This window comes from Neorhizobium populisoli, assembly GCF_019430945.1.
Taxonomy (GTDB): domain Bacteria; phylum Pseudomonadota; class Alphaproteobacteria; order Rhizobiales; family Rhizobiaceae; genus Neorhizobium; species Neorhizobium populisoli.
The window spans coordinates 234,221-251,975 of sequence record NZ_JAHYCB010000004.1; the positions used below are offsets into that span (position 1 = coordinate 234,221).

At 61.8% G+C, this 17,755-nt stretch carries 18 protein-coding genes and 1 pseudogene; 12 read left to right on the forward strand and 7 right to left on the reverse strand.

Annotated elements, in window-relative coordinates; genetic code table 11:
- The first annotated feature begins 3 nt into the window (after nt 1–3).
- Together KX729_RS12255 and KX729_RS12260 are read left to right on the forward strand one after the other, a co-directional pair.
- Complete coding sequence (locus KX729_RS12255) at nt 4–279, forward strand: hypothetical protein (RefSeq protein ID WP_219742746.1); 276 nt, start codon at nt 4–6, stop codon at nt 277–279.
- Nucleotides 279–518 carry a hypothetical protein gene (locus KX729_RS12260; protein ID WP_219742747.1) on the forward strand — a complete coding sequence of 80 codons (240 nt, stop codon included), beginning with the start codon at nt 279–281 and terminating at the stop codon, nt 516–518. The genes KX729_RS12255 and KX729_RS12260 overlap by 1 nt, the downstream gene beginning before the upstream one ends.
- Before the next feature lie 16 nt (nt 519–534).
- Here KX729_RS12260 and KX729_RS12265 read toward each other — a convergent pair whose 3' ends face one another.
- A complete protein-coding gene (locus KX729_RS12265) occupies nt 535–2,067 on the reverse strand; it encodes a S10 family peptidase (protein ID WP_219742748.1) in 1,533 nt (510 codons plus the stop codon).
- 196 nt (nt 2,068–2,263) lie between these two features.
- Here KX729_RS12265 and KX729_RS12270 point away from each other — a divergent pair, with 196 nt between their 5' ends.
- Nucleotides 2,264–3,193 carry an MYG1 family protein gene (locus KX729_RS12270; protein WP_219742749.1) on the forward strand — a complete coding sequence of 310 codons (930 nt, stop codon included), beginning with the start codon at nt 2,264–2,266 and terminating at the stop codon, nt 3,191–3,193.
- Between the two features lie 3 nt (nt 3,194–3,196).
- On the opposite strand, the gene KX729_RS12275 is transcribed toward KX729_RS12270, so the two are convergent.
- Nucleotides 3,197–4,096, reverse strand: coding sequence for a helix-turn-helix domain-containing protein (locus KX729_RS12275; protein ID WP_219742750.1), 900 nt, complete (start codon nt 4,094–4,096; stop codon nt 3,197–3,199).
- A 184-nt stretch (nt 4,097–4,280) separates the two neighbouring features.
- On the opposite strand from KX729_RS12275, the gene KX729_RS12280 reads away from it, so the two are divergent.
- The 9 genes from KX729_RS12280 to KX729_RS12320 all read left to right on the forward strand — a co-directional run bounded on the left by KX729_RS12280 (nt 4,281) and on the right by KX729_RS12320 (nt 13,286).
- Entirely contained in the window at nt 4,281–5,522 is a 1,242-nt protein-coding gene (locus KX729_RS12280) for an amino acid ABC transporter substrate-binding protein (protein WP_219742751.1), read from the forward strand.
- A 270-nt stretch (nt 5,523–5,792) separates the two neighbouring features.
- Entirely contained in the window at nt 5,793–6,665 is an 873-nt protein-coding gene (locus tag KX729_RS12285; RefSeq protein ID WP_219742752.1) for a branched-chain amino acid ABC transporter permease, read from the forward strand.
- Nucleotides 6,662–7,609: a branched-chain amino acid ABC transporter permease gene (locus KX729_RS12290; protein WP_219742753.1), complete on the forward strand. Its 948-nt coding sequence runs from the start codon at nt 6,662–6,664 to the stop codon at nt 7,607–7,609. The genes KX729_RS12285 and KX729_RS12290 overlap by 4 nt, the downstream gene beginning before the upstream one ends.
- Nucleotides 7,606–8,334, forward strand: coding sequence for an ABC transporter ATP-binding protein (locus tag KX729_RS12295; protein ID WP_219742754.1), 729 nt, complete (start codon nt 7,606–7,608; stop codon nt 8,332–8,334). Before KX729_RS12290 ends, KX729_RS12295 begins: the two co-directional genes overlap by 4 nt.
- Nucleotides 8,327–9,040, forward strand: coding sequence for an ABC transporter ATP-binding protein (locus KX729_RS12300; protein WP_219742755.1), 714 nt, complete (start codon nt 8,327–8,329; stop codon nt 9,038–9,040). Before KX729_RS12295 ends, KX729_RS12300 begins: the two co-directional genes overlap by 8 nt.
- A gap of 31 nt (nt 9,041–9,071) precedes the next feature.
- A complete protein-coding gene (locus KX729_RS12305) occupies nt 9,072–10,523 on the forward strand; it encodes an aldehyde dehydrogenase (protein ID WP_219742756.1) in 1,452 nt (483 codons plus the stop codon).
- A gap of 210 nt (nt 10,524–10,733) precedes the next feature.
- Entirely contained in the window at nt 10,734–11,492 is a 759-nt protein-coding gene (locus KX729_RS12310; RefSeq protein ID WP_219742757.1) for an SDR family NAD(P)-dependent oxidoreductase, read from the forward strand.
- A 24-nt stretch (nt 11,493–11,516) separates the two neighbouring features.
- Nucleotides 11,517–12,050, forward strand: coding sequence for a 2,4'-dihydroxyacetophenone dioxygenase family protein (locus KX729_RS12315; RefSeq protein ID WP_219742758.1), 534 nt, complete (start codon nt 11,517–11,519; stop codon nt 12,048–12,050).
- Between the two features lie 285 nt (nt 12,051–12,335).
- On the forward strand, nt 12,336–13,286 hold the full coding sequence (locus KX729_RS12320) for a hypothetical protein (RefSeq protein WP_219742759.1): 951 nt from the start codon (nt 12,336–12,338) through the stop codon (nt 13,284–13,286).
- 21 nt (nt 13,287–13,307) lie between these two features.
- On the opposite strand, the gene KX729_RS12325 is transcribed toward KX729_RS12320, so the two are convergent.
- The 5 genes and pseudogenes from KX729_RS12325 to KX729_RS12345 all read right to left on the reverse strand — a co-directional run bounded on the left by KX729_RS12325 (nt 13,308) and on the right by KX729_RS12345 (nt 17,754).
- A complete protein-coding gene (locus tag KX729_RS12325; protein ID WP_219742760.1) occupies nt 13,308–14,120 on the reverse strand; it encodes an inositol monophosphatase family protein in 813 nt (270 codons plus the stop codon).
- Nucleotides 14,121–15,131, reverse strand: coding sequence for a LacI family DNA-binding transcriptional regulator (locus KX729_RS12330; RefSeq protein WP_219743120.1), 1,011 nt, complete (start codon nt 15,129–15,131; stop codon nt 14,121–14,123).
- A pseudogene (locus KX729_RS12335) lies at nt 15,126–15,860 on the reverse strand (glycerophosphodiester phosphodiesterase); the annotation flags it as partial. The gene KX729_RS12330 and the pseudogene KX729_RS12335, both read right to left, overlap by 6 nt.
- Complete coding sequence (locus KX729_RS12340; RefSeq protein ID WP_219742761.1) at nt 15,857–16,912, reverse strand: ABC transporter ATP-binding protein; 1,056 nt, start codon at nt 16,910–16,912, stop codon at nt 15,857–15,859. The gene KX729_RS12340 and the pseudogene KX729_RS12335, both read right to left, overlap by 4 nt.
- Nucleotides 16,912–17,754, reverse strand: coding sequence for a carbohydrate ABC transporter permease (locus tag KX729_RS12345; protein WP_219742762.1), 843 nt, complete (start codon nt 17,752–17,754; stop codon nt 16,912–16,914). The genes KX729_RS12340 and KX729_RS12345 overlap by 1 nt, the downstream gene beginning before the upstream one ends.
- Nucleotide 17,755: the final 1 nt, after the last annotated feature.

Genomic DNA, 17,755 nt, shown 5'->3' on the forward strand with positions numbered 1-17,755 from the left:
CCGATGCCCAAGAAGACCAACGTCCCGAAAACCGAGCATTCCGAACTTTCCGGCGAATTTACAGATGACGGCGTGACCGTGCTTGTCGATATCTTTCGCCCAGCCGGCACACAGGGTGACTGGAATCTGGAAGTCGTCACCGAGGAAGACGATCTCACGACCTGGGATGAGCCCTTCGCGACGGATCGGGAAGCCTTCGACGAATTCCTGGCGACAGTCGAGCGCGATGGCATTCGTTCGTTCTTCAGCGAGACCGCCGAAGAGCCTTCGGTACACTGATGAAGCGGCTTGAAGACCTGATCAGTTCGGCGAAGACCATGCATGACCGCTATGCTGCGGGCCGCATGGAACGAGAAATCGTGCGCCAGTGGGTGCTGGGGCTTGGAGGCTATCCGGAGCCACATGCCAGCGCTATTCGCGAGGCCGGCACCTGGTTCAAGCCGCCGAGGGAAGATGTGGAAGCAACCGAGCTGAAAATCGCCGACCTCTCAAAGCTTGCGGCGATTTACCGGATGTAGTCGGTAGCCATCGGCTTCAATCCGCGACGGACTTTTCGTAGAACGCCTTCACATCCGCAGCAAAGCCCTGGCGAGATTCCGGTCGGGTGTAGAACATATGCCCGCCGCGATAGGTCTTGAGCTCTGCCCGGCCAGCCGCAAGCTCCGGCGGCAGGTGGTCGATGACGTAACGGCTCGCGCCGTAGGGCGTCAGCGCATCGCTGTATCCATGGGCGATCATCAGCTGGAAGGCGGGAATGACCGAGAGCAGGTCGCGGATATCGGTTGAGGCACTGGCGAGTGCGCGCGAATCCCCGCCACGGCTGCCGTTCCATTCCCAGCGCCGGTTCACCTCTTCATTCAGCAGTGAATAGGTCATGTCACTGGAGAATTTCAGCTCGTTGCGGGCGTAAGCCGCGAAGGCCGCGCCGTAGGCGCGGGTATAACCTTCGAGGATCGGATCGTCATTCCGGTTGAAAGCATCTTCCGGATAGGCATCCGGAACGGAATAAGATGCGTCATAGGGGCTGACAACCCGGCCTTTGCCGGCCATCTGCTTGGCGTAAACGTCGCCGACGAAGCCGCGGGTGCGGGCGACGACATCCTTGGGAATACCGGTCAGTTCGGAAATCCGGGTATAGAATCCCTCTGCCGCCTGCCCGGCCGGGGAAGGGCCGGCGAGCGTGGTGAGATAGTCCGTCATCGCGAATCGTTCGGCCTCGGCCAGCTTCTCCGGCGTGAAAGCATTCCTGCGCTCCAGCTCGGCAGCCGCGAGCGACGAAAATTGCAACGCGGCGCTGACCGGATCGTCGGAATTGGCGAGAAACTTTCCTTCGACCAAAGGCGACAGCATGATGATCCCGGATGGGATCATGCCCTGCGTATTCTTCATCGATACCGCGACCTTGGCGGCGCGGAACCCGCCATAACTTTCGCCCAGCAGGTATTTTGGCGCATCCAGCCGGTTGTTCTTCTGAACATAAAGCGCGATCGCCTTGGCAAGGCTCTCGGCATCCTGCCGAACGCCGTAGAAACTTGCTGCAGCGTCATTACTGGCCGCCCGGCTCCAGCCGGTGCCGACCGGATCGATCAATATCAGATCGGTGAATGCGAGCCAGCTTTCCGGATTGTCCTTCAGCACCGGCATCGTGCCGTTGTCGCCGCTTGCGCCGAATTCGAGAATTTTCGGGCCGACGAGGCCGAGATGCAGATAGGCGGAAGCCGCTCCCGGTCCGCCGTTGAACGCAAAGGTCAGCGGCCGCCCCGGCTTGCGCTCCTTGGCGATATAGGCGGTATAGAAAATCTTTGCCGTGCGATTGCCGTCCTGCCCGAAAAGATCGAGCGTACCGGCAGTTGCCGTATAAGGCATGTCGCCGGATTGCGATCTGAAGACGTGATCGGTTGCCGAATCCGCCGGAATAAGGCTGAAAAGCCCGCCGGAAGCCGCTTGCTCGGACGGCTGTTGCCGCTGCCGCTCCCGTCCTTCATCGCCGCCCCGCTGCTGCGCCACGGCGGGGGCGGAAAGTGCAAGCAGCACGGCGAAAGACGCGATGGTTTTGTGAAACGACAAACCGGATTCCTCCCTGACGAGCTCAAGCTCTTGAGACCCTATGTAGGGCGACCAGCCGATCCGCAAAATTCAAGTCCTGTTGATCGAAGACGTACGCTGATTGCGGAAGCGACATGTCGGGTGATCGAGCGGATTGAGAAGACATGCAAAACTGGCTATCAGCCGGCTGAAGAATCTTCGAACAAAAAGGTCAGGCATGAGCCCGAAATTTCTCGTTACGCATTCCGGCGGTTTTCATGCGGATGAAGTCCTGTCCAGCGTCATCCTCATGCAGCTTTTCCCGGAAGCGCAACTGGTTCGTAGCAGGGCGCCTGAGTGGATCACCGCAGGCGCCGACCGCATCGTCTACGATGTCGGCGGAACTTACGACGTGGCTTCGGGAATCTTCGATCATCATCAGCGCGGAGCGCCGCAGCGCGACGATGGCCAGCCTTACAGCTCGTTCGGATTGGTCTGGAAGCATTTCGGTCGCGATTATCTGGCGGCTCTGTCCGTACCGGCGGAATTCATGGAACCCGTGCATGCAGCTTTCGATGCCGGCTTCGTGTTGCCCATCGACCTGGTCGACAACGGCGCGTTGAGCCCGGACAGCGCCGGCTTGTTGGCCGGCCTGACCCTGCCATCCCTTCTCGAGACCTTGAAGCCGGTGTTCGATGAGAAGGATCCCGAGGCGACCGACCGGGCATTCCATGCCGCAGTGGGGATCGCCCGCAGCTTCGTCGAAGCGAAGATCGGCGTGATCCATGCAAAAAGGCGGGCGGAGGCATTGGTGTTGACGGCGATAGCCTCCGTTGGCGACGGGCGTGTTCTCGAACTGCCGACCGGCATGCCGTTCAGAGCGGCGATCGTCAAAGCGGGCGCCGATCATCTGCTATTCGTCGTCCATCCCCGTGAAACCGACTGGTGCCTCACAGGAATTCGGCGGGCGGAAGAGGGTTTTGAGCTGCGCGCCGATCTTCCCGCTGCCTGGGCGGGGTTGAGCGGGCGTGAACTCGAGACGGTAACGGGGATCGAAGGTGCCAGTTTCTGTCACAATGGCCGTTTTATCGCAGCCGCGAAAACCCGGGATGCGGCGCTCGCTTTGGCCGGCTTGGCAGTCGTGGACGCTGAAAGGCGATCCATCTGACCCTCATGGCCACGCCGCGTAACTCGTTTCCGGCCTGATCTTTTTCAGTGCCACACCCTCTCGATGCGCCCGCGGCGAGAGGCCAGCGATACGTTTGAAGAAGCGGCTGAAATAGGCGGCATCCTTGAAGCCGAGAGCTTCGGCGATCTCGGCGATCTGTAGGGCCGAACCGTCGAGCAGCATGGTCGCTTCCGTCATCAGCCGGGCATGGATCAGCTCCTGCGGCGTGCGGCCGGTAGCACGGCGGATTGCTGTGTTCAGGCGATCGGCGGTGACCCCCAATGCATTGGCATAGTCCGGGATCGTCCAATGGTCACGGATATGCAATTCCACCAAATGCACGAAGCCTCGCACGATGGCGCGGGGCGAGGGCTGCGGCTGTTCGTTGACCGGATCGGCGAGGCGCCAGATGGCGAGGAGAAGCAGGGCGAGGTGGTGGCGGATCACCTCCTGAGCACCCGGCTGATCGGCCTTCAACTCCTGTTCGATCGTGGCAATCGTCCCGAGCATTCGTCTTGCATCGGGTGCGGGGAGGCGGTTGCCGAGGATCGGCCGGGCGATTGCCTCGCGCACCTGGGCAAACACCGCGCCGGTCGGCATGGCCGAGCCGAGTGTCACATCCGGCACGGCAAGGGCTGCACCCTCCGAGCCGGCCTCGAACAAGATCGAACCCGTTTCGCCGGCCGGTGCCCAGATGATCGCCGGGCCGGATAGCGGCACCTCGCGCCGCCCGAGCCTGATATGGCCGGAACCGGAGGCGATCAGGAAGATGCGGTTGCGTTTTCCGCGAAATGTCCATTCCGACGCGCCCAGCGCGCCGCGAAACAGCCGTGCTTCGGTTGGCGCCGGGGCGTGTATGTCAAAGTGCGGCGCAGCATTTTGTGGCGGTGCGAAGCTTGGCATTCCCGATTTTCCTCAATCCATGAAAAGTACAAGTATCTCCTGTAAAAGTCTATTTCAACGGCGTGGTTGTGCGCCTATTCTGAAATCGTCGGCAAATGCACGCGGCGGAGGAGAAATATAAGCCTCGCGGCATGAACCGGCATGAACGGCCCAGCGGGAGCGGGCCTTGACCGGGAGGACAATCATGAACAGCTTTCAGCGCAGGCGCGTCCTGCGAACGATGGCGCTTGCCACCACGATGCTCGCAGCAGGCGTCATGACCGGATTTGCCGGCACCGCCGCGGCGCAGGAGCGCAAGTCCGTCAAGATCGGCTACGCAATCTCGAAGACCGGTGGAAATGCAGGCGGCGCGGGCATTACCACGCTGCCGAACTACAAGCTCTGGGTGAAGGACGTCAACGATGCCGGCGGCCTGGAAATGCCGGACGGCAAGAAACTGCCGATCGAAGTGATCGAATATGACGACCGCTCCTCTGCGGAGGAAGTGGTGCGCGCCGTCGAGCGCCTTGCGACGCAGGACAAGGTCGATTTCATCCTCGTGCCCTGGGGCACCGGCTTCAACCTCGCTGTTGCTCCCCTGTTTGACCGCCATGGTTATCCGCAGCTCGCGGTTTCGGCCGTCACCGACAAGGCGCCGGATTTCGTCAAGCGCTGGAAGAAAAGTTTTTGGATGCTCGGCGGCGGCCATGACTACGCCAAGGCGCTTGCCAAGATCCTCGCTGATGCCAAGAAGAGCGGCGTCGTGAACGGCAAGGTGGCGATGATTTCCGTTGCCGACGGCTTCGGCATCGACCTCGTCACCGCGGCGCGCCCGGCTTTCAAGGAAGCGGGCATCGAGGTCTCCTATGACAAGACCTATCCGGCCGGTACGTCCGATTTCTCGCCGATGATCAACGAGGCCAAGGTGAGTGGCGCGGATGCCTTCGTGGCCTTCTCTTATCCGCCGGAAACCTTCGCGCTCACCCAGCAGTCGCAAGTGGCGAGCTTCAGCCCGAAGGTTCTTTATCTCGGCGTCGGCACCGGCTTCCCGGCCTATGGCAAGAACAATGGCGAAAACGCCAACGGCATCATGAGCCTCGGCGGCATCGACCCGAACAACCAGATGAATGCCAATTACCGCAAACGCCACGAGGCGGTGACGGGGGTCGCGCCGGATTACTGGGGCAGCGTCATCACCTATGCCAGCCTGCAGATGCTGCAGGAGGCGATCAAGCGCAAGGGCCTCGACAAGGCGGGAGTCTCGGCCGAATTGGCTTCCGGTAAGTTTCAGACGGTGCTCGGTGAGACGAAGTTCGAAGACAATCAGCTGCGTCAGCTGTGGTGGACCGGGCAATGGCAGAACGGCCAGTTTGTCGGCGTCATGCCGACGGAACGTGCCGGGGTGAGCAAGGTGATGCTGCCGCGGGGCGAGTGGAAGAAGAAGTAGTCCGAGGACTGGTCGCCACCGCGACCTCTAGGCCGCTACGTCTTTTGCCCCTCACCCTAACCCTCTCCTCGCAGGCGGGGAGAGGGGACGTGCCCGATGCGACGGCAATGGGAAGGAGGGCAGTGCGGCATATTTCCTTCTCCCCGTTTACGGGGAGAAGGTGCCGGCAGGCGGATGAGGGGCGGATCACGGCAAACGCAGGTCTGCCGTCCTGCCAAAAAAATAGCGGCACTCTTAACGTGCCCCGCAAAGAATAAAGGAGGAGGCCTGATGCTTGTCGCTGCCCTGTTGTCCGGGCTGGTGCTCGGGGGAACCTACGCGCTGGTCGCCATGGGGCTGACGCTCCAATATGGCATTTCGCGCATCATGAACCTCGCTTATGGCGAGATGATCATCGCGGCGGCCTTTCTTGCCTATGTGATGTTTTCCGGCCTCGGCCTGAACCCGGTCGCCGGCCTGCTTATCGCCGTGCCCGCCGGTTTCGCGCTCGGCTATGCGGTCTATGGCGTGATGATGAGCCCGCTCGTCAAGCGTGCCCGCGACAAGGCGAGCCTGGAGATTGATTCCATCCTCGCGACCTTTGGCCTGCTGTTCGTCATGCAGGGAGTGATGCTCGTCGCGTTCGGCGCCAATTTTACCAGCTACAGCTATCTGAACGACCCGGTGACGATCTTCGGCACCACATTGGCCGCCAATCGCGTGCTGGCACTGGTTATGGCTGTCGTGTTCGGCGGCGGGCTTTATCTGCTGCTGACCAGGACTCTCTGGGGCACCGCGTTGCGGGCCGTCGCCGTCAATCCCGCTGCAGCGCCTCTCGTCGGTATCGACGTCAACCGCGCCGCAAGGCTTGCTTTCGCCATCGGCGGCGGACTGGCCGCGGCCGGCGGCGTGGTCATCTCGATGTACCAGACCTTCACCGCCACCACCGGCGTCGTCTTCACCATGAAGGCGCTGATCGTGGTGATCATGGGCGGAGTGGGCAATCTCATCGGCGCGCTGTCGGCCGGCCTGATCCTCGGCCTCGTCGAAACCTTCGTCGCAACCTATGTCGACCCGGGCCTGACGCTCGCCGCCACCTACGGCATCTTCCTCGCCGTGCTGCTCTGGCGCCCGGCCGGCCTGTTCGGAAGGGTGGCGCGATGATCCGTCTTCTTTCTCCGGCCATCTTCCTCGCCGTGGTCGCCGCGCTGGCATATGTGCCTTTCGTGGCAGACAGTTATGGCGTGACACTCGGCATCGGCATGCTCGGCTATGTGACGCTCGCCACCGCCTGGGCACTTTTCTCCGGCCCGACGCGTTATGTCTCGCTCGCCACCGTCGCCTTCTTCGGCATCGGCGCCTACACGGTCGCGGTGTTCAGCGAAACCATCCCCTATCCGCTGCTGCTGGTCACGGCCGGCGCAATCGGGCTCGGCGTTGCCGTGGTCGTCGGCTTCTCGACGCTCAGGCTCGCCGGCGTCTATTTCGTCATCTTCACCTTCGGCCTGGCAGAACTCATCCGCCAGCTCGTCACCTGGTACGAGGTGAACATGGCCGGCACGCTCGGCCGCTATATCTTCCTGCCGGTAACGCCGGAGGGCATCTACTGGCAGCTGCTGGCGCTCGCTACGATCACCTTCCTAATCTCCTGGTGGATCGGCAGAAGCCGCATCGGGTTGGCGCTCAAAGTGATCGGCGACGACGAAGTGGTGGCGGCCCATTGCGGCATCGACATTGCTCGGGTGAAACTGGCGCTCTTCGCCATCTCGTCGGTCATCATCACCCTGGTCGGCGCGATCCAGGCGCCGCGCTGGACCTATGTCGAGCCCGTAATCGCCTTCAACCCGACCATCTCCTTCCTGACGCTGATCATGGCGCTGCTCGGTGGTGCGAACCGGCTGATGGGGCCGATCCTCGGCGCGGTGCCGCTTTTCCTGCTGTTCGAATGGCTGTCGGCCAATTTCCCCAACCATTATTCCATTATTCTCGGCCTCGTCTTCATCGCCATCGTCTTCGTCCTGCCCCGAGGCGTGCTCGCCTTCGCGGAAGAGAACTGGAAGCGCTGGCGCCGTACCACGCCCGAAAACCTGCCGGCGGTGGCCGAATGAGCGAACTTCTGACAATCAACGGCCTCACCAAGCGTTTCGGCGGCCTAACCGCGGTCAACGCGGTCTCCTTCTCGGTGGCGCAGGGCGAAGTGGTCGGCCTGCTCGGGCCGAACGGCTCCGGCAAGACGACGGTCATGAACATGATCTCCGGCCATCTGCCTCCGACCGGCGGCACGATCGCTCTCGGCGACCAGATGATTTCCGGACTGGCACCCAACCGTATTGCCTTGAAGGGGATTGGCCGCACTTTCCAGCTGGTGCGCGGGCTTCCCTCGCTGACTGTGGCGGAGAACGTCATAGCCTCGCTCGCTTTCGGGCGGCGGAAGCTCTGGGGCGAGGCGGCCCGGAAAGAGGCCCTGCAGCGGCTCGATGAGGTGGGCCTTGCCCACCGGGCGGACCAGAGTGCGCAGGACCTCACCTATATCGATCAGAAGCGCATGGAGCTTGCCCGGGCGCTTGCTGCCGAGCCGGAAGTGCTGTTGCTCGACGAATGGCTGGCAGGCCTCAACCCCACCGAGCTGAAGACCGGTATTGAGCTGATCCGCTCGATCCAGACGCGCGGTGTCACGGTGCTGATGGTCGAACATGTCATGGATGCTATCCGGGCGCTCTGCGGTCGCTGCGTCGTCATGAATGCCGGCCGCAAGATCGCGGATGGCCCAACGGCCACGGCTCTTTCCGACCGTGAGGTCATCACCGCTTACCTCGGAGACGTCCATGCTTGAAGTGGCCGATCTTTCGCTGCACTACGGTCGTCACGTGGCGCTCAATCGTGTTTCGCTCAAGGTGGGCAAGGGTGAGACGGTGGTCATTCTCGGCGCCAATGGGGCCGGCAAATCCTCACTGCTGAAATCCATCGCTGGTATCACGCGGCCGGATGGCGGCACGACGATCTCGTTCGAAACCCGGGCGATCGTCGGCCGGCCGGCGCATGAGGTGGTGGAAGCCGGTATCGCGCTGGTGCCCGAAGGAAGGGGCGTGTTTGGCGACCTCACGGTCGAGGAGAACCTGGCACTCGGCGCCTATGCCAAGCGCGCCCGTAACCACGCCAAGGAGAGCCGCGACTTCGTCTACGACCTCTTTCCGAAGTTGAAGGAGCGGCGGGCGCAATACGTCAATACCATGTCGGGCGGCGAGCAGCAGATGGTGGCGATCGGGCGGGCGCTGATGTCGAAGCCGGATCTGCTGATGCTCGACGAACCGAGCCTCGGCCTGGCGCCGGTCGTGGTTGGCGAACTGTTCAAGAGCCTCGGTCGCATCCGCGAACGGGGGCTGGCACTGCTGATCGTCGAGCAGAACGTCAAGATGAGCCTGTCGATCGCCGATCGCGGCTATCTTGCGGAAGCCGGACGGATCAGCGGAGACAATACCGCAGAAGCCCTGCTGGGAGACGCCGCCGTGCAGCGCGCCTTCCTCGGCGCTACCCATTAGAGTCACGAAATCAAACTGAAGGGAGAAACCCATGAACATGCTGGGCCTGAAGATCAACAATACGGAAGTGGAAGCGACCGACGGTCGCCGTTTCGAGCGGCTGAACCCGATTTCCGGCGAAGTCGCTTCGACTGTCGCGGCAGCATCGGTCGAGGATGCCCGCCAGGCGGCCAATGCTGCCGCCAAGGCGTTTCCCGCATGGTCGGCGATGGGACCCGGCGCGCGCCGGAAAGTCCTGATGGCGGCGGCTGACAAGCTGCAGGAAAAGGCGCCGGAATTCGTCGATGCCATGGCGTCGGAAACCGGTGCGACGGCCGGCTGGGCGATGTTCAACGTCATGCTCGCCTCCGACATGCTGCGCGAGGCGGCCTCGATGACGACGCAGATTTCCGGCGAGGTCATCCCTTCCAACCGCCCCGGAAGCCTTGCCATGGCGGTGCGCCAGCCGGTCGGCGTCATCCTCTCCATGGCGCCGTGGAATGCGCCGGTCATTCTCGGCGTTCGCTCCATCGCCATGCCGCTTGCCTGCGGCAATACGGTTGTGATGAAGACCTCCGAAATCTGCCCGCGCACCCATCGCCTGATTGTTGATGCGCTGCACGAGGCAGGGCTTCCCGAGGGAGTATTGAACGCCATTTCCAATGCGCCGGAAGATGCGGGCGAGATCGTCGAGGCGCTGATCGCCCATCCCGCCGTGCGCCGCGTCAACTTCACCGGCTCCACCCGCGTCGGCCGCATCATTGCGGAAACCGCCGGCCGACATCTGAAGCCGGCGCTTCTCGAACTCGGCGGCAAGGCGCCGCTGATTGTGCTGGACGATGCGGATATCGACGAGGCCGTCGCCGCCGCCGCCTTTGGCGCTTACATGAACCAGGGCCAGATCTGCATGTCGACCGAGCGGCTGATCGTCGACGAGAAAATCGCCGATCAATTCGTCACCGCGATGACCGAAAAGGTGAAGACGCTGAAGGCCGGCGATCCGCGCAAGGGCAACACACCGCTCGGCTCGGTGGTGGATAGCCGGGCGGCGCAGCGGATAGACCAGTTGGTTCGTGATGCCGTTTCCAAGGGCGCGGTTCTGGCCGCCGGTGGTGGCGTCGAGGGCACGATCGTCGAGGCGACGCTGCTCGACCGCGTGACGCCGGCGATGCGCATCTATGGCGAAGAAAGTTTTGGCCCGGTCGCGTCGATTATCCGCGTCGGCTCGCTGGACGAGGCGGTGCGGGTGGCGAACGATACCGAATACGGGCTTTCGGCCGCCGTTTTCGGCAAGGACATCAACCGCGCCATGGGCGTCGCCCGCCGCATCGAATCCGGCATTTGCCACATCAATGGCCCGACCGTGCATGACGAGGCGCAGATGCCGTTCGGCGGCGTGAAGGAGTCCGGTTACGGGCGGTTTGGCGGCAAGGCGGGCATTGCCGAGTTCACCGAACTCAGGTGGATCACCATTCAGGATGGGCATATCCACTACCCGATCTGAGCCTGACAGCCCCTCATCCGGTTGCCGCGACCTTCTCCCCGCTCGCAGGGAGAAGGACACATGCGGCACCGGCTCTCTCCATTACCGACCGTGGCGGAATCTCGGATAGTGCCGCGAGTCTCCTTCGCCCGATGTAAACGGGAAGAAGGTGCCCGGCAGGGCGGATGAGGGGCAAACCTATGACGGAATAGATTTTAGCGATGGAGCCCCATGCCTCTTCTAGACAACAGGACCTGCATCATCACCGGTGGCGCCGGCAGTCTCGGTCTTGCCGCAGCGAAGCTCTTCCTCGATGAGGGCGCCAATGTCGCGCTCGTCGATCTTTCCGTGCGGGCGCTGGAGCAGGCTGCCGAAACCCTGCCGCGGGATCGTGTCTTGTTGGTCGCCGCCGACGTATCACGAAAGCTGGATGCCGAGGCCTATGTCGCGAAGACCGTCGAGCGTTTCGGCCCGATCGATATCCTGTTTTCCAACGCCGGCAATTTCGGCACGGTCGCACCGATCGAGGACTACCCGGAGGATATTTTCGACCAAGTCCAGCAGGTACATGTGAAGGGCGCCTTCCTGGCGGCCAAATATGCTGTGCCATACATGCGCGACGGCGGTTCGATCGTCATTACCTCATCCGTCGCCGGCATGCGCGGCGATCCGGGTGTTTATGCCTATATTACCGCCAAACATGCGCAGATCGGCCTGATGCGCTGCCTTGCCAAGGAACTGGCGCCGCGAAAAATCCGGGTCAACACCATCCATCCCGGTCCGATAGACAATGGTTTTCAACTGAATGTCGAAAAGGGACTGGGCGAGGCGATCGGCGGCGATGGCACGGCTTTCTTCAACGCCATGATCCCGCTTGGCCGGCATGGCACGGCGGAGGAAGTCGCCCGCTCGGTGCTCTATCTCGCCTCCGATCAGTCGAGCTTCGTCACCGGCACGACGCTGATGGTCGATGGCGGCATGAGCATCTGAAAACATCAAAAGGAGGAGGAAACCATGCCTGAACTCGCAAGCAATGAATTCTGGAAGGACATCGCGCCGATCACCAAAGTGTTCCAGCCGGATGCGCTGCCGGAAGTCTATGTCAGCAACGCACCGACCGAGGATGAGCGATATTATGTGCCGTTCACCGAGACGGTCTCTTCTCGCCCGCTCTGGGTTTCGCCGACCCAGAACAAGTGGTGCGACATCCTGATGGCCAAGAAAGCCGGGCTGGTGAACCGCCATTACCATCCGCACGAGGTGTTCGCCTACACGATCTCCGGCAAATGGGGTTATCTGGAGCACGACTGGACGGCAACGGCGGGCGATTTCGTCTACGAGACGCCGGGCGAAGGGCATACGCTGGTGGCCTATGAAAGCGACCAGCCGATGAAGGTCTTCTTCCAGGTGAAGGGGCCGCTTATCTGGCTGGACGAAAAGGGCGAGCCGAACGGCTTCTTCGATGTCCACAATTATATCGCGCTATGTCGCGACCATTATGAAAAGGTCGGCCTCGGCCGCGACTATATCGATACGCTGTTCCGCTGAGATTCTGGCGCTTAACAGGATTTCAGACGAGGCTCGCATTCCGCAAATATACGCCGCGGCGCGAGCCTCTGACCGCCATCATGGCGGCTGCCGGAACCTAAGGACCCGGCCAATGTTCCCGTCAAATTAACGTTTTGTAATAATGTATCGACATTCTGCTGTGCGCCTTTGGCACAGTTCACTTTCTGGTTGAGGTCTATTGAGATTCGTCGCCATCAAGCTGCCCATTTTGGCGGAAAGACAGGCGCGGTCCTAGCAATTGTCATTTCCAGACAGAGATATTCCATGACGAAATCCGCCAGCCTGATCACGGCTCTGACCCTTATCATGTCCTTTCAATCGGCTTCCGCGGCCGAACATTTTCTCTACACGAGCTCCGGCAATCTCGACGCCAATCGGGCGGTGATCGAACGTTCGGATATTGGCGGCGTGCAGATCGTCTATAACTGGCGCCAGCTCGAACCCGAGAAGGGTAGATACGATTTCTCGGCGATCGAAAACAATCTTGCGACCGTGCAAGGCCTGAAGAAGAAGCTGTTCATCCAGGTGCAGGACCGGTTCTTCCAGCCGAAGGCGAAGAACGTGCCGGATTATCTGATGACCGATCACGTTTATGGCGGCGGGCTTGCGCCGCAATTCGACAATCCGGGTGAGAACAAGCCCGTCGGTTACGGCTGGGTGGCGATGCAATGGAACCCGGCGGCGCGTGAGCGTTATCAGGCGCTGCTGGCGGCGCTGGCGGAAAAGTTCGATGGCCGCGTCTATGGCGTCAACCTGCCGGAAACCTCGATCGATCTTTCGACCAAGAACCCGCCGGCGGGCTTTACCTGCGACGCCTATTTTGCCGGCGAGATGGAAAATCTGGCCTTTGCCCGCAAGGCGTTTTCCAAGTCGCAGGTGGTGCAATACGTCAATTTCTGGCCCTGCGAATGGGAAAACGACCACAAATACATGAGCCGGCTGTTCGATTATGCGGCGAAGAACAATGTCGGGCTCGGCGGGCCGGATATCGTGCCCGGCCGCAAGGCGCAGATGAAGAATTCCTATCCGTTCTTCAACCGGTACAAGGGCAAGCTCGCCTATGTCGGCATGGCGGTGCAGGAGCCGACGCTCACCTACAAGAACCCGGAAACGAAGAAACCCTTCACCAAGGAGGAATTCCAGAAGTTCGCCGAGGATTATCTCGGTGCGAACGTGATTTTCTGGAGCAGCGCTTCGCCCTGGCTGAAGAAGTGAGCCAGAGGGAGAAAGCCTCGTTTAGAGGCTTTCCATTTCCTTGAGGAAGGAAAACTCTTCGGCAAGACCCGGAGCGCTGGCGATGACCGGGCCGCCGTTTGCGAGCAGGCTTTCGAGCGGCGGAATGGTAACGATGGCGCCGGCTTCCGCGGCGATCAGCGCTCCGGCCAGCATGTCCCAGGCGGAAAGGTGGCGCTCGTAATAAAGGTCGGAAACGCCTTCCGCGACACGGATCAGGCCGATTGCCGCAGCACCCATGCGGCGGTAGTCGATGCCGCGTTCGTAAAGCCGGCGTGATATCGACAGATAATCCTCGAAACTGGTGCGGCGGGAATGGCCAAGGATGATGATGGCGTGGTTCGGATCGGTTGTCCGGGCGGCCGCAATCGGGCTGCCTTCCTTGAACGCGCCTTCACCGCGGATCGCGTGGAAAACCCTGTCCTGCGCGGCATCGTAGATGACGCCGATCAGGATTTCGCCGCCCGAGACGAAGGCGATCGACACGCCCCAATGGCGGAAGCCGCGGATGAAATTGGTGGTACCGTCGATCGGATCGACCACCCAGGTGCCGGCTGCATCGGAATTGCCGCCGCCCTCTTCGCCCATGAAGGAATCGTTCGGAAAGCGGCCGATCAGCGCCTGGTGGATCGCCTGTTCGGCACGCTTGTCGGCGACGGTGACGAAATCCTGCAGCCCCTTGTTCTCGACGCCAAGGGTATCCGGCAGAGCCTCGGCGCGGAACGCAGCAGCTTCGCGGCCCACCTGGCGGGCGACGGCGATTGCCGCCTGGGCACGGGCGGTGAGGGCGGAAAGATCGAATGCGGATGCGGACATTTATGCACTTCTTCTCTTGATCAGCGTCACGGGTGTGAACTCCACCCGGGCGACGGCATCCGGCTCGGACATGCGGCTGGTCAACAGGTCGATAACCTGTTCGGCCTGCACGTCGCAGGGCTGTACGAATGTGGTGAGGTCGTAGGCGCTCCAGCTTGCCTGGGGGATGTCGTCATGGCCGATGACCTTGACCGATCCATAAGCCTTGCCGGCTTTGGCAAGGCCATCGAGCACGCCGCAGGCCATGTAGTCGTTGACGGAAAAGACGCCGTCTATGCCCATCTCCGCAAGCGTCATGGCTGAGTCGTGACCGTGCACATAGTCGTTGATGGCAACCGGGATGACGGAATGTTCGATGCCGAGCGTCTGACAGCGGGCCTGAAAGGCTTCGGCACGTCGGCGTGACGAATAGGAAACCGCGGCACCGGCGATGACGGCGAGTTTCTTGGCGCCGGATTCGAGCAGATGGTCGACGGCCAGGTATCCGGACATCCGGTCGTCGGAAACGACGCGGTCGACAAACGGAAAATCCTCGCCCTTGTTGACCAGCACGACCGGCACGCCTTCCGCTGCGCATTCCTCGAAAATATAGGAGGGTGGCGCGTCCGAGGTGATGATCACGCCGGAAACCGCGTAATGCAGCAATTGTCCGATGACCGTCGCGCTATCCGCCTCCTTGGAGGTCGGCAGCAGGATCGGCCGGTAATTGCGGGCGATCAGAGCGCGGGCGAGGTGGTCGAGCTGCTGGGTGCGGAACGGGTTGTCGAGACCGGCGGCGACGAGACCGACGAAATCGGAGCGCTTGTTGGTGAGGCTGCGGGCGAGATAGTTCACCCGGTAACCGAGTTCCTTGGCGGCCTGATAGACCTTCTGGCGCGTCTTTTCCGAAACGCTGGCATCCGGCGTGAAAGCGCGGGACACGGCGGCGCGGGAAACGCCGGCGGCGCGGGCGACGTCGAAGGAGGTGACGCGGCGCTGTTCGCGGGAGCCATTGCCTTCCTTTTGGCGCATCAGGTCCGGCAGGTCGGTGCAGATGCCGAGGACCGGCAGGACCATGATGTCCTTCAGCACATCCGGCCGTTCTTCATGCCAGAGCACGATTTCCTTGCCGTCAGCGAAGGCGCGCTCCATCAGCTCGCCGGTAACAAATTCCTGCGGCGTGTCGCTCGCCTTTTCCCAGCAGAGATGCAGCACATCGGCGCCGGATTCCTCGCCGAGCCTGTGTGGATCATGGGCGACGCGGATCAAGACGGAAAGCGGATAATCGCAGCCCATGTCGCGCAATTCGCGCACCTGAGCTGTGTCGAAGGAGCCGAGACAGGCGAAGCGCTGTTCCATGTCTTGCAGATGCTGCCAGCAGAGCGGACCGGTGCCCGGACGCTTCAGTTCGACATAAAGCCCGCAGCCTGTTTCGCGGCCGAGCGCCGCGACTTCTTCGAAGCTCGGCACGTCCGGCACCGTAGCGCGCAGTTCCGCGAAGGTCATTTTTGAGATGTGGATGTCCTGCTGGAAGACCCGCAGCAAGTGATCGTCGTGAGACACCACGACCACGCCATCCGAGGTCATCTGGGTGTCCAGCTCCCACATTTCGGCGCCGAGTTCGGCAGCGCGGCGGAAGGAGGCGAGGGTGTTTTCCCGCTCGTGGCCGCTGGCACCGCGGTGGCCGACACAGAAGGGGAGGCGGCCCTTATGTTCCGGCCAGCCGTATTTCTGGAAGAAGGCAGAGAAATCGCGCATCAGAGTCTGGTCCCATCCTCGGCGAAAACGAAGGCCGACTTGCTGTCGATACCCCAGCGAACCTGATCGCCGAGCGTCACGTCGTCGCGCACAGGCTGGATGGAGCGGATGACCGAGCCGTCCGGCAGGACCACGTCATAGAGGTTTTCGCGGCCCTGCGTTTCCGCGAATGTCACTTTGCCTTCGACCGGCACGTTCCCTGCGGTGCCGAAATGCTCCGGGCGAATCCCCAAAGTCAGCGCCGTGCCGTCAGCGATACCGGACAATGCCGGTAGCGTCATCTGCAACTTACCATCGGTGGAAACGAAGGCTCCGTGCGCCGCCTTGCCCTTCAGGAAGGAGATCGGCGGGTTGCCGAGGAAGCCTGCGACGAAGGCCGTGCGCGGATCCTGGTACATCTGCGACGGCGTTGCGACCTGGACGATCTCACCGGACTTCATGATGGCGATCCGGTCGCACATCGACATCGCTTCCACCTGGTCGTGGGTGACGAGGATGGCGGTAATGCCGGTTTCCTTCTGCAGGCGGCGGATCTCCGAGCGCATTTCGAGGCGGAGTTTCGCGTCGAGATTGGCGAGCGGTTCATCGAGGAGCAGCACGTCCGGGCGGCGGATCAGAGCGCGGGCAAGCGCCACGCGCTGCTGCTGGCCGCCGGAAAGTTGCGATGGCTTGCGGTCGAGCAGGTTGTCGATGTGGACGAGCGCGGCGATCCCGGCGACCTGCTTCTTGATGTCGGATGCGGCCACGCGCCGGACCGTCAGCGGAAAACCGATATTTTCCTCGACGGTCATATGCGGATAAAGCGCATAGGACTGGAAGACGACGCCGACATTGCGCTCCTGGCTCGGCAGGTTCGTCACGTCCCGGTCCCCGAACAGGATGCGGCCGGCGGTCGGGCGATGGATGCCGCAGATGGCAAACAGCGTCGTCGACTTGCCGCAACCGGAAGGGCCGAGCAGCGCCAGCATCTCGCCGGAGCCGACTTCGAGGTTCATGTCTTCGATGACCGAAGTCGTGCCGAAGCTTTTCGAGAATTTGTCGAGAAGGATACGCATCAGCCCTTCGTGCCTCCGCCATAGATGTTCATGAGATGCTTCTGGAAGAAGACGTAAAGGATCAGGACCGGGATGACGTAGAAGACGCCGACGGCCTTGAAGGTGGCAAAATCGAAATTGTTGTCGTCGGCAATCAGGCTCGCCAGATAGACCGAGAGGACCTGCACCTGCGATCCGGGTGCCAGCACCTGCGGCAGGATGAATTCGCTCCAACCGGTGAGGAAGGAGAACAGGCCGAGCGCCATGATCGCCGGCTTGATCTGCGGCAGGACGAGCCGGCGCCAGACCGTGAAGCGCGAGGCGCCGTCGACGATGCCGGCCATCTCGATCTCCCACGGCACGGTGTCATAGAAGCCTTTCATCAGCCAGATTCCGAGCGGCATGTCGATCGCCGCCTTCACCAGAATGACGCCGATCAGCGAATTGTAGAGGCCGATATACTGGAGCACGATGAAGATCGAGATGATCAGCGTCACCGACGGGAAGGCGTGCAGCACCATGACGCCGGCGAGGAAGAAGCCGCGCGCCGGCACGTTGAGCCGGGAGAGAACATAACCCGCCATCGACGAGACGAGCAGGATCACGCCTGTGATGCAGCAGGTGAAGATGAAGGTGTTGAGCGTTACCAGCCAGATGCTTGATTTGCCCGACCGCGTCTCCCACAGGAACTTCCAGTGCTCAAGCGTGAACTCGTTCGGCACCAGCGAACCCGGCTCGGAATTGGTGACGGTGTCGAGGATCAGGTAGGCGTACATCACCACCAGCGGCAGGCTGAGCAGGCCGAGAAGTGCGATGACGGGGATGCTCGAAAAGTTCGCGGAAGCTTTGCTTTTCTCAGACATG

Excerpts from the sequence above, each read along its gene's own strand:
- KX729_RS12255 (WP_219742746.1), top strand. The coding sequence starts at position 4 with ATGCCCAAGAAGACCAACGTCCCGAAAACCGAGCATTCCGAACTTTCC.
- KX729_RS12260 (WP_219742747.1), top strand. The coding sequence starts at position 279 with ATGAAGCGGCTTGAAGACCTGATCAGTTCGGCGAAGACCATGCATGAC.
- KX729_RS12270 (WP_219742749.1), top strand. The coding sequence starts at position 2,264 with ATGAGCCCGAAATTTCTCGTTACGCATTCCGGCGGTTTTCATGCGGAT.
- KX729_RS12275 (WP_219742750.1), bottom strand. The coding sequence starts at position 4,096 with ATGCCAAGCTTCGCACCGCCACAAAATGCTGCGCCGCACTTTGACATA.
- KX729_RS12280 (WP_219742751.1), top strand. The coding sequence starts at position 4,281 with ATGAACAGCTTTCAGCGCAGGCGCGTCCTGCGAACGATGGCGCTTGCC.
- KX729_RS12285 (WP_219742752.1), top strand. The coding sequence starts at position 5,793 with ATGCTTGTCGCTGCCCTGTTGTCCGGGCTGGTGCTCGGGGGAACCTAC.
- KX729_RS12290 (WP_219742753.1), top strand. The coding sequence starts at position 6,662 with ATGATCCGTCTTCTTTCTCCGGCCATCTTCCTCGCCGTGGTCGCCGCG.
- KX729_RS12295 (WP_219742754.1), top strand. The coding sequence starts at position 7,606 with ATGAGCGAACTTCTGACAATCAACGGCCTCACCAAGCGTTTCGGCGGC.
- KX729_RS12300 (WP_219742755.1), top strand. The coding sequence starts at position 8,327 with ATGCTTGAAGTGGCCGATCTTTCGCTGCACTACGGTCGTCACGTGGCG.
- KX729_RS12305 (WP_219742756.1), top strand. The coding sequence starts at position 9,072 with ATGAACATGCTGGGCCTGAAGATCAACAATACGGAAGTGGAAGCGACC.
- KX729_RS12310 (WP_219742757.1), top strand. The coding sequence starts at position 10,734 with ATGCCTCTTCTAGACAACAGGACCTGCATCATCACCGGTGGCGCCGGC.
- KX729_RS12315 (WP_219742758.1), top strand. The coding sequence starts at position 11,517 with ATGCCTGAACTCGCAAGCAATGAATTCTGGAAGGACATCGCGCCGATC.
- KX729_RS12320 (WP_219742759.1), top strand. The coding sequence starts at position 12,336 with ATGACGAAATCCGCCAGCCTGATCACGGCTCTGACCCTTATCATGTCC.
- KX729_RS12325 (WP_219742760.1), bottom strand. The coding sequence starts at position 14,120 with ATGTCCGCATCCGCATTCGATCTTTCCGCCCTCACCGCCCGTGCCCAG.
- KX729_RS12330 (WP_219743120.1), bottom strand. The coding sequence starts at position 15,131 with ATGCGCCAAAAGGAAGGCAATGGCTCCCGCGAACAGCGCCGCGTCACC.
- KX729_RS12340 (WP_219742761.1), bottom strand. The coding sequence starts at position 16,912 with ATGCGTATCCTTCTCGACAAATTCTCGAAAAGCTTCGGCACGACTTCG.
- KX729_RS12345 (WP_219742762.1), bottom strand. The coding sequence starts at position 17,754 with ATGTCTGAGAAAAGCAAAGCTTCCGCGAACTTTTCGAGCATCCCCGTC.